The 10,347-nt window shown below is 71.9% G+C and carries 5 protein-coding genes and 1 pseudogene; 1 reads left to right on the top strand and 5 read right to left on the bottom strand.

Annotated elements, in window-relative coordinates; genetic code table 11:
- Window positions 1-151: 151 nt before the first annotated feature.
- From AB0F38_RS27450 to eccCa, 5 genes and pseudogenes are all read right to left on the bottom strand, one after another.
- Entirely contained in the window at window positions 152-1,270 is a 1,119-nt protein-coding gene (locus tag AB0F38_RS27450) for a PASTA domain-containing protein (protein ID WP_361898754.1), read from the bottom strand.
- A gap of 76 nt (window positions 1,271-1,346) precedes the next feature.
- Window positions 1,347-2,243, bottom strand: a complete 897-nt coding sequence (locus AB0F38_RS27445) for a hypothetical protein (protein WP_361898751.1) — start codon at window positions 2,241-2,243, stop codon at window positions 1,347-1,349.
- 13 nt (window positions 2,244-2,256) lie between these two features.
- Window positions 2,257-2,849 (bottom strand): annotated as a pseudogene (locus AB0F38_RS27440) (DEAD/DEAH box helicase); the annotation flags it as partial.
- Window positions 2,850-3,219: 370 nt separating this feature from the next.
- Entirely contained in the window at window positions 3,220-5,562 is a 2,343-nt protein-coding gene (locus AB0F38_RS27435) for a hypothetical protein (protein WP_361898748.1), read from the bottom strand.
- Window positions 5,559-9,569, bottom strand: coding sequence for a type VII secretion protein EccCa (eccCa, locus tag AB0F38_RS27430; protein WP_361898763.1), 4,011 nt, complete (start codon window positions 9,567-9,569; stop codon window positions 5,559-5,561). Before eccCa ends, AB0F38_RS27435 begins: the two co-directional genes overlap by 4 nt.
- A 330-nt stretch (window positions 9,570-9,899) precedes the next feature.
- Here eccCa and AB0F38_RS27425 point away from each other — a divergent pair, with 330 nt between their 5' ends.
- Complete coding sequence (locus AB0F38_RS27425) at window positions 9,900-10,280, top strand: hypothetical protein (protein ID WP_361898745.1); 381 nt, start codon at window positions 9,900-9,902, stop codon at window positions 10,278-10,280.
- Window positions 10,281-10,347 lie beyond the last annotated feature (67 nt).

Genomic DNA, 10,347 nt, shown 5'->3' with positions numbered 1-10,347 from the left:
GACGGTTTGTGTGCGGGCCGCCCCCCCCCCCCCCGCGCCCCCCCCCCCCCCCACCGCATGTATACCCATGCTCGCCCAGTGCCCCCGGGCGGTGAGGGGTTCTGCCGTGCACGGCACGCAGACCCGTGAGGACGAGCCTGGTCTGTACGGGTCAGGAGCTGTGCCAGCGGTTGTGGCCGTCGGAGCCAGGGCCGCAGACCATGGGGGTGCCGGCCTTGGTGACGCCGGTCGCTCCGGGCGGGGAGCAGAACGAGCCGGGATGGACCGTGCCGACGCTGCCGCCGGAGGAACCGCCGGAGGAGGACGAACCGCCACCGCCGGAGGTGGAAGAACTGCCGCCGGTCGAACCGCCGTCTCCCGTAGTGCCGTTGTCGTCCTCGTAGTCGGGGTCGTTGGCGGGGATTATGTAGGTCGTGTCCTTCGCCGACGGGCAGCGCTGCACGAGGTCGGCTTCGGTCCACCGGCCCAGGTCGAGACGGACAGTGGTGGTGGAGGTGACCTTGTTTCCTTCGTCCGGGGACTGGAAGCACACCCGCCAGTCGTCGCCGTCCTCGGCGGCTTCCTCTGCGGTCGGAGTGTCGACGTCGAGGTAGACGTCGTCGAGCTCGACGCGGTCCAGGTCGATACCCGCTTGTTCCAGGTCCTCGACGGCCGTGTCGTAGGTTGCGCCGACGACATCCGGCATCTTCGGCCACGGGAGCGGGGCGCCATCCTTTTGGGGGCATGGCTCGTCCTGCCTGACGGCTGCGAAGTCAACGGTCATCGCAGTCGTATCGGCCTTCTGGAGGCACACAGTCCAACCGGACCGCACGATGATCGCGCGCTCCTCGTCGGCCGCGTCGTGGTGGCCTGTGGTGTAGCCGTCGGAGCGCGCTTTCTCCTCCGCGTCGTTCAGCAGTTGACCGGTGTAGTCAGCGGCCTTGATGGCCTTGGAGACGGTCGGGGACGGCGAGGTGGCTGCGGGGCTTGCGCTGGCCTTGCTCCCTGGTTTGGCGTCGGTCTTTCCTGTCCCGCTGTTGTCGAGCTGTCCGCCCAGGCCCGCGCCGATCGTCAGCAGTATCAAGGCTCCGAACGTCGCACCGAGCTTGGTGAACCAGCGCCATGGAGGTAACGCCCACACGGCCGCGATGGCGGCGATCATCACGAGGAATCCCAGGCCGAAGCTGAACGCGCCGAGCAGGGCGACCAGTGCGAGGGCGCCGAGCGCGGCTGGTGTCGTCTTCCACCACGGTCGGGGTGGGGTGAGGCGTGGCGCGTTGTACGGGTTCACGTGGCGCTTAACTCCTGGAGCGAGGATTCGGGTACGGGTGGTCCACTCGGGACCTCGGCCGGGCCGGAACGGCTTGTCAGGCGGAATGCCTGGAGCCCTGGCCCGGGGGCGGGGTGAGGGTGGAGCGGTAGGTGCCGGACTCGTCCTCGGTGAGCGGGGTCTCCAGGGTCAGGCCGGCTGCGGCCATGCGGTCGTACTCAGCGAGGATGAGGCGTTTGGTGCGGTACTCACCGTGCGCCTTGGTGTCGTTGTCGCGGGTGACGTTGAAGGTGTCGAGGATGTATGCGGTGTCGTCGCGGGTGATGCCGTAGAGGTGGAAGAAGAGAGCGTCCAGTTCGGCACGTATGACGGCACGGCGGTCGGGGTCCCAGCGGAAGGGGGCACCGGAGTCGCCGAGGTCGAGGGCGAAGGGGCGCATGTCGTGGGTGGGGTACGTGAGTTGGAGGAGTCGAGGAAGGGCCATGCCCGAGTGAGGGGTGAGCTGTTCTGGCGATGGCATTGGGAGCTGCCGAACGATGAAGTAGCTCATCGAGGTGCCGCCTACGGACTGGCGAGTGGCGTAGTCCATGACAAATGATGACCACGCTGCCCCCATTAGGGCCGCCTGCGAGGACAGCGCTAGCAGGAACTTGTGGCCAAATCCGTGGGCCGGAGCGGCTGCCGCGATCATTGTCCGTTCGTCGCTTGCTCGGCAGATGTCACGCCAGCCGAAGACCCACTGCCGATCCCAGCCCTTCGCCGCCAAGCGACTGCGGACGCCGGACTCCATGATGGGCTGGCCGTTCTTGTCCACTTCTCCGGTAGGAACGTCCTGTTCCGGCACCCAGTAGCGCGGCAGCGGCATGGCGGAGGCATCCTGATGCTGGTCCACGGTGAGGCGAGGGAGTGTGCCCACGGCGAGTTGCTTCTCCGTGGCGTCCTCGTACGTGGAGAAGCGATGGTCGTAGTGGTGCAGCATCTTCGCCTCAAACAACGGCAGCAGGCGCCCGACGCTGCTCGTCGGACTCCTGACCGGTGTAGCGGGCGAAGGTGACCGGCTCGCCCCCGTCCCGAACCCGTGGCGCAGGTACTTCTCCAGCTCCCCCAGCTGCGAGTTGGCCAGGGCGTTCATCGGGTAGACCACGATCGCGCGGACCCGACCGCCCCCGCCGGCGCCGGCTGCCTGACGTTCCTTCAGGACGCGGTCCACGATCGGGACGATGTACGCCAGGGACTTACCGGAACCGGTGCCGGTGGTCAGGACGTAGGAGTCGTCCACCTGTGCGGCCTCGATCGCCTGCCGCTGATGGAGGTGGAAGGTCAGCGGACGGCCGTCCGGGCGCCGCGCGTTCTCCTTCTTTCCCGCCTGGAAGATCTCCGCACACCGGGGGTGCAGCAGGCCGTCCCGCACCAGGTCGGTGACCTGGCCGCCGTCGGCGAAGAACGGGTTCAGCGACAGCCACGGGTCGGGCCACTGCGACTTCGCCGCCAGGTCGCCGGCGACGAAGCCTTCGATCCGGGCGTCCCGGATCACCGTCGCGCTCTTGGTGAAGTCCTCGTACTCCTTGATCAGATCGGCGTGGATGCCGAAGACGTCCATCGTCTCGGGCAGGCGCGGCTCCCTGCGCGGCGCGGGCGCGGCCGGTGTGCGCTCGGGGAGCAGGGAACGCAGCCGCGCCACCGGGTCCATCACCCGCCAGTGCGGGGCCAGCAGGGCAGCGGTGTCGTCCGGCGCGAGCGCGAGCGGGACCAGGGCGGCGTCCCTGTAGCCTGTTTACAATGTCAACGGAGTGGTGCGCTGTAAATCACTTGAAGGGTCGAGTCTATGGCCACACCCGCGAACGTCCAGATCAGAAAGGACGACTCGGCCGCCTGGGCCGCGTTGGCCGAGCGTGTGGAGATCGTCGGCACAAAGGACGGCACCGTCGATGTCGATCACGCAGGCCGGCTGGTCGGTCGGGGCCGCGGGTTCAGTCCAGGCCCGCTCCCGGGGCCACGTGGAAGCGCGTCGCGTCCGGGAGGGGGCGGCGGTCGTGGGGTTCCAGCATGTCCCTGCGCTCGAACCACTCGGTCAGGCGGGTACGGGCCTGCTCGTCGCGTTTCCGGAAGCGGTCGTCCGCCACGTCGGTCTCCGCGGGGGAGATCTCGCGGAGCAGGACGCGGATCGGCGCCGCGTCGTCCTCCGACAGACGGAGGGCCAGGACGGAGAAGGCCGTGCCCGGGGGGAACACCACCTCCGGTTCGTCGTCCGTCCCGAGGAAGACGGACGTCCGGCGGCCGATGGTGGACCAGATCCCGAACTCGACCGCGCCCTCCAGCTCCGCGTCGCACGCCGGGACGGTCGCCACCGCCGCGGGCTCGACGAGGACCGTGCCCGGCACGTACCGGTCCAGCGGCACCCGCTCCGCCGGAGCCGCGAGCATGACCGCCCCGTAGTGCCCCGGCAGGCGGCGCAGGCCCGATTCCAGGCAGCGCAGCAGCGGGGTGAAGGGGCCGGGGGCGGCGGCACGCGCGGCCTCGGCCAGTCCCGCGCGGGATCCCAGGTCGGGGGCGTTTGCCTGGTACAGCGCGATGGCGACCATGTCGGGCTTGAGGCCGTCCTGGGCCAGGGACCGCAGCGACGGCAGCCGGGAGGCCAGCAGCTCCGCCTTGCTGGCGAGGATGTGGTATTTCTCGCCCAGGAGTTCCCGGAGGGCCGCGCGTTCGTCCGGGTTGCTGCGGCCGCCCGGTGCCGGCGAGAGATGGGGCATCGGTGGGGTGGCGGGAGCCTCCCGTACCGGGGGCTCCGGTTCCTCTGGAGCCGGAGCCGGAGCCGGAGCCGGAGCCTGAGCCGAAGTCGGGGGCGGGATCGGGGCCGGGGCCGAAGCCGTGTCGGTCGGTTCGCTCGCGGTCGGGGGCGGGACCGGTCCGGTACGGGGTTCGGGGGAGGGCTCGGGCGTCGGCGCCGGGTGGGGGTTCGTGGAGCCCAGCCAGTGCAGGTTCAGCTCCTCCGCCCAGGAACGGGGCTGCTCCTCGTCGTACGCGTCGCCGTGGAGCAGCAGTCCGTAGGGTTCCGTCGCGCCCAGGTCCGGCAGCGCGGCTAGCACCCCGGGCAGCGCCCGCCGGACCTCGGGGCCGACGGGCCGTTCCCCGTCGCCCACCATCAGGACCGGGCGGGCCGGGTCGGGGCGCACCGTACGGGGGCGGGCGTCCGGCACCCGGTCCGCCGGGCGTAGCCAGAGCCCCGCCGGGACGAGTTCGAGGACCCAGCCCTCCGGGTCCGCGCAGGCGTACACGGCCGGGGCCGTCGCCTCCGGGCCGGACGGCCGCAGCCACGCGGACGGCACCACGCGGTGGTGTCCGGGCGAGGCGGCGAGTTCCAGCAGGAGGGGCTGCCAGGTGGGCGCGCCCCGTCCGTCGAGAAACGTGGTGGCGTGGTCGTCCGCCGTCCGTACGGGGAGGCCGATCGCCGCCCGTACCGTACGGTCGAAGCGGTCCGCCAGGGCCCCCGCCATGGTCACGAGGTCGGACGGGTCGGCCCACGGCGCGGTCAGCAGGAGGTGCCGCGCGTCCGCCGCGTCCTCCGGCACCCGGTCCAGGAGCTCGGCGGCGGGCAGCGTGGGGCGGGCCGGTGATCCGACGCCCAGGAGGAAGGTCTCCGGGCCGACGCCGATCAGCGGATCGACCGCCTCGGGCGGTCCTCCGAGCCAGACTCCGCCCGGAACGGTACGGATGTCCTTCGCCGACTCCTCCGCCGGCGTCGCTCCGTATGTGTGCGCGCCGCCCTGGGACTCCGCCACTACGGGGACGGGCGGCGCGGGGGGCGGGAGCGGTTCCTCCGCCTCCGGTTCCTCTTCTGCCCGCTCCTCCGGCTCCTCCCGCGCCTGTGGTTCCTCCGGGGGCCACCCCGGGCCCAGTTCGTACGGCTCCTCCCCTGGTTCCGCCAGCCACCAGGTGCCCGGTTCCGCGAGTCGCAGCGTGCCGTCCGGTTCGACGCTGACCGTGCCGTCCGGGGCGACCACCGTGAAGTCCGCCGTCGTGGCGACCGCCTGCAGTGGGCGGCCGCCGCCGGGGCCCTGTGCGGCGAGGCCCGAGGCGGCGAGGACCAGGCGGGTCGCGCCGCGCTCCCCGGCGAGGGCCACCAGGTCCGGCAGTGCGCGGCGGAGGACCGGTGCCGCGTCCGGCGCCGCGGCCAGCACCAGAAGCGCGCCGGGCAGCGGGGGCAGCCCGCTCAGGACGGGCGTCAGGGTGGCGGCCGTCTCCTCGGAGGCGATCACCAGGTGCGGGCCGACGGGGTGCGTGCCCGATCCGGTGGCGGGGGCGCGGAAGGTCATCCAGGGTGTCCGTTCTGCGGGGTCCGGCCGTCGGGGTCGAGCAGCGGGGTCTGGAGCTGCACCGTGCGGCGGCGGGTGATGTGCAGCGCGCGTCCGGTGGGCAGCACCTTCGGCTTCGTGCCGCCGAAGAGGTAGCCCTCGGTGGACGGGCAGGAGAGCAGCACGGCAGGGGTGTTGACGTCCTGGAGCTTGCGCAGGAGCGGGTCGGACAGACCGCGGCCGGCGCCGTTGGCGGAGCGGGCGACGACGATGTGCAGGCCGATCTCCGCGCCCTGGGCGAGATGGTCGAGGACGGCGCCGAAGGGGTGGGCCTGCATCGAGCCGTTGACCAGGTCGTAGTCGTCGACGAGCACGAAGAGCTCCGGGCCGCTCCACCAGTCGCGCAGCCGCAGCCGGTCCGGGGTGATGTCGGCGGCCGGGACGCGGTTGGCGATCGCCTTGCCCGCGCCGGTGATCATCTGGCGCAGAGGGTCCGCGGAGACCGCGTAGCCGAGGCGGTACTCCTCGGGCACGGTCTCGTACATCTCGCGGCGGAAGTCGACCAGCATCAGGCGGCCCTGGTCGGGGGTGTAGGCGCGCATGATCTGGGCGGCGATGTGCTTGAGCAGGTTGCTCTTGCCGGTCTCGCTGTCGCCGACGACGATCAGGTGCGGGTCCTGGGAGAAGTCGTGCCACAGCGGCTGGACGTCGTTCTCCTCCAGACCGAGCGGGATCCGCAGGGAGCCGTGGGGCTCGGGGAGGTCGGCGGCGTCGAGGACGAGGGGAAGCATGCGGACCTCGGGCGCGCGCGGGCCGGTCCAGTGGTCGGCGACGATGTCGACCAGGTCGGCGACGCCCTCGCTGAGATCGTGGACGGTGCCGATGCCGTCCATGCGGGGCAGCGCGCACAGAAAGTGCATCTGGTCGGCGGTGAGTCCGCGGCCGGGGATCTTGGGGACCTTGGCCGCTGCCCGCATGTTGACGACCGAGTCGACGGCATCGCCCAGGCGCAGTTCGAAGCGGGTCTGGAGCTGGTCGCGGAGGGCGCCGGTGATCTCGCCCCAGCGGGTGGTGCCGACGAGCAGGTGGACGCCGTAGCCGAGACCGCGCTGGGAGATGAGGGTGAGGGGCTGGACCAGGTCCATGAACTCCTGGCGCAGGGTGTTCCAGCCGTCGATGACCAGGAACACGTCTCCGTGCGGGTCCTCGGGGAGTTCGCCTGCCGCCTTCCTGCGGCGGAAGGCGGCGACGGAGTCGATGCCGAGTTCGGCGAAGTACTTCTCGCGGCGGGTGATGACCGCGTTGACCTCGGCGACGGTCCGGACGACCCGGTCGGGGTCGTGCCTGCCGGTGACCCCGCCGACGTGCGGCAGACCACGCAGGCTCGACAGGGCGCCGCCGCCGAAGTCCAGACAGTAGAACTGCACTTCGGCCGGGGTGTGGGTGAGGGCGAGGGAGGTCATCAGGGTGCGGATGAGGGTCGACTTGCCGGACTGCGGGGCGCCGGCGACGCCGATGTGGCCGTCGGCACCGCCCAGGTCGGCCACGAGCAGGTCGCGGACCTGCTGGAAGGGCCTGTCGACGACGCCGACGGGGACCTTGAGCGTGCCGCGCGTCCCGCTCTCGGCGGTGAAGCCGTGCTCGGGGTCGGGTCCGATCGGGGGCAGCAGTTCGTCCAGGGTCGGCGGCACGTCGAGGGGCGCCAGCCACACCTGGTACGCGGGGGGTCCGGCGTCGGCCAGGCGTTCGGCGGCGATGTCGAGGAGCGTCCCGGTCGCCTCGGCCGCCGTCTCCTCCTCCGGGTCGGGGGCGGCGGGCAGCACCCGCGGGGCCACGTACTCGGTGCGGAGGGCGACGACCTGGCCCTCGATGACCGAACGGCGGCCGGCCTGGCGGCGCTTGGGCCGGTAGGTGCCGGAGACGTAGGCGGCCTTGAAGCGGCTGAGGGTGGAGATGTCGCTGCGCAGGTAGCCGTTTCCGGGCTGGGAGGGGAGCTGGTAGGCGTCGGTGACGCCCAGGACGCCGCGGGACTCCATGGCGGAGAAGGTGCGTAGGCCGATCCGGTACGACAGGTGGGACTCCAGCTGGTGCACGCGTCCTTCGTCGAGGCGCTGAGAGGCGAGCAGCAGGTGGACGCCCAGGGAACGGCCGAGGCGGCCGATCATGACGAACAGGTCCATGAAGTCGCGGTGGGCCGCGAGCAGTTCGGAGAACTCGTCGACGACGACGAAGAGGGTGGGCAGCGGGTCCAGCGGGGTGCCGTCGGCACGGGCGGTCTCGTACTCCAGGAGGGAGGCGTAGTTCCCGGCGGCGCGCAGCAGTTCCTGGCGGCGGATCATCTCGCCGTGCAGCGCGTCGCGCATGCGGTCCACCAGGTCTGCCTCGTCCGCGAGGTTGGTGATGACCGCGGAGGTGTGGGGCAGGCCGTCCAGGCCGAGGAAAGTGGCGCCGCCCTTGAAGTCGACGAGGACGAAGTTGAGGATCTCCGAGGAGTGGGTCAGGGCCAGGGCGAGGACGAGGGTGCGCAGCAGCTCGGACTTGCCGGAGCCGGTGGCGCCGATCAGCATGCCGTGCGGGCCCATGCCGCCCTGGGCGGATTCCTTGATGTCGAGGTCGATGGGGGAGCCGTCGGGGCCGAGACCGAGGGGGACCCGGAGCTTGTTGGACTGGTTGCGCCGCGCCCACTGCTCCTTGACGTCGAAACGGTGCAGGTCGGGGATGCCGAGCAGGCCGGCCAGGTCGAAGTCGGTCTCCAGGGGTTCGCCCGCCTCGAAGCTGTCGCCGAGGCGGTACGGGGCCATGGCGGCGGCCAGCCGGGTGGCGGCGACGGGCGTCAGGCCGTCGGGGACGCCGAGCGGGGTGCTCCGGTCCTTGAGGTTGCGGTCGGCGCCGACCATCTCCAGGGCGTCAGGGCCGTCGGGGGTGCCGGTGATCCGCAGCCGGAGCGTGAGCCGGCCGTGCTTCCACTTCAGGGTGGAGCCGACGTCGACGATAGTGGCGTTGCGGTAGCCGCCGAGCGCGGCCCGGTGAGGTGAGGTGAAGACGGCACCGTCGAGCACGACGATCGTGTAGGGCTCGTCGCGGCTGGGCGTGGCGTCGGGCTCGTAGGGCGGCCGGGCACCGAATTTCTCGCCGAGCAGTTGTTCCAGTTCGCCTATGGTGCCGGCGACGAGCCGCAGCGGTCCGGCGCCGTCGGTCTCCTGGGGGTGCAGCGCGTGCGGGAGCCACTTGGTCCACTCCCAGTGGGCGCGCCGCTCGGGCGCGGCAACGACCGCGACGCGCAGCTCGTCGGGGGCGTGGAAAGTGGTGATCTGGGCGAGTATCGCGCGGACCAGGGCGCGGGACCGGTCGTCGTCGGGGTTCGTCCCGGTCGCGCCCTCGGGCCGGGCGGCGCCCTCGGTGGGGTCGGCGGAATCGTCGTCGGTGCGGATCAGCACGTGGGCGAAGCCGCGCAGGTGGATGGCGACGGGCTGGTCGGCGATGGAGCCGTACGCGTGGATGAAGCGGCGCAGCGCGTGGGCGCTGAGCGGTTCGAGGTCCTCGACCGGTTTGGTGGAGAGCGGGGCGAGGCGCACCGCGAGGCGCTGGGAGCCCAGCGCGATCCGTACGTCGCTGAAGTCGGGGTGGGAGGAGCGTCGTTCCCACAGGCGCGAGGTCCGCACCAGGTAGGGCAGTTCGGCCGGGTCGGGGTGGCGCCAGGCCAGGGCCTCCTGCTGGCGGAGGATCTCCTTGCGCACCTGCCGCCGCATCTGCGCCAGGTAGCGCAGGTAGTCGCGGCGCTCGCCGGTCAGTTCCTGCTTGCGGTCGGCGTTGCCGCGCATGATCTGGGTGACGATCATGCCGATGGCGGACACGGCCATGGTGCCCATGGCGATGTACGTCATCATGCCCCCGTTGGGGCGCAGGAAGATGAAGACCATGGAGAGCGAGGACAGCGCCATGGGCACCATCGTGATGATGGTGCCCATGCCGTTCTGCTTCTCGGGCAGGCCGGGGGGCTCCTGGAGCTGGATCTCGCCGTCGGGCATCTCGGGGCCCGGCCGCCGCGGCGGGCGGTTGACTTGCACCACGCTCAACGAACAACGCTCCTCACGCCTGGCTTCCGCCTGGCGGCCGACTCTGTGCGGTTTCCTCGTCAGTCGGGAACGGACGGGTGGTGCGGGACGGTTCAATCCGTTCGTACGGTGACTCCGGATGAACGCCGGATGAACCCGGACGGCGGGGAGGCGCGTTGACCTCTGCGGCAAGGAGGCAACGGCGGTGGGGCGTGCGCCCGTGCGGATGCGCGGCGCGTCGCCGGGGTGGGAGAGACGGTGCGCGCCCGCCCGGTGGGGCGGTCTCGAGGGGGGGAGAGAGCGTTGGACGAGGACGGGGACGACGAGGTGTACGAGGTACAGGCGTTGCTGCGCGCGTGGCTGCCGGGCGTCGCCCCGGAGGACGGGGACCCGCTCGACGGGGCCGTGACCGGGCTGGACGTGCCGGAGGCCACGGCGTCCGAGGTGGTGGACGCGCTCGCCCGGCTGCTCGGGACCGCTTCCCCGGCCGAAGTACCGGAGCCGGGGGCGCGGCTGATCGCGCGCGTGTTCCTGATCGACGAGCATCCGTCGGCGGCCGGCTGGAGCGAGGGCGAGCGGCGGTCGGTGACCGAGCTGGCAGCCGTGCTCGTGGCGCGGCACGGCGAGGAGGGCGTCGAGGCGCTCGCCCGGCAGCTGCGGGGCGATCCGCGCGGGGGCGGCTGAACCCGCCGCCGGGGCTTTTCCGTTCCTCTGTCCGCCGAGGGCCTTCCTGCCCCGGCTGGACAGCGGG

This window comes from Streptomyces sp. NPDC025273 (assembly GCF_040638585.1).
GTDB lineage: Bacteria > Actinomycetota > Actinomycetes > Streptomycetales > Streptomycetaceae > Streptomyces > Streptomyces cinereorectus.
This window is presented reverse-complemented; position numbering and strand designations above follow the sequence as displayed.

Excerpts from the sequence above, each read along its gene's own strand:
- eccCa (WP_361898763.1), bottom strand. The coding sequence starts at position 9,569 with ATGCCCGACGGCGAGATCCAGCTCCAGGAGCCCCCCGGCCTGCCCGAG.
- AB0F38_RS27435 (WP_361898748.1), bottom strand. The coding sequence starts at position 5,562 with ATGACCTTCCGCGCCCCCGCCACCGGATCGGGCACGCACCCCGTCGGC.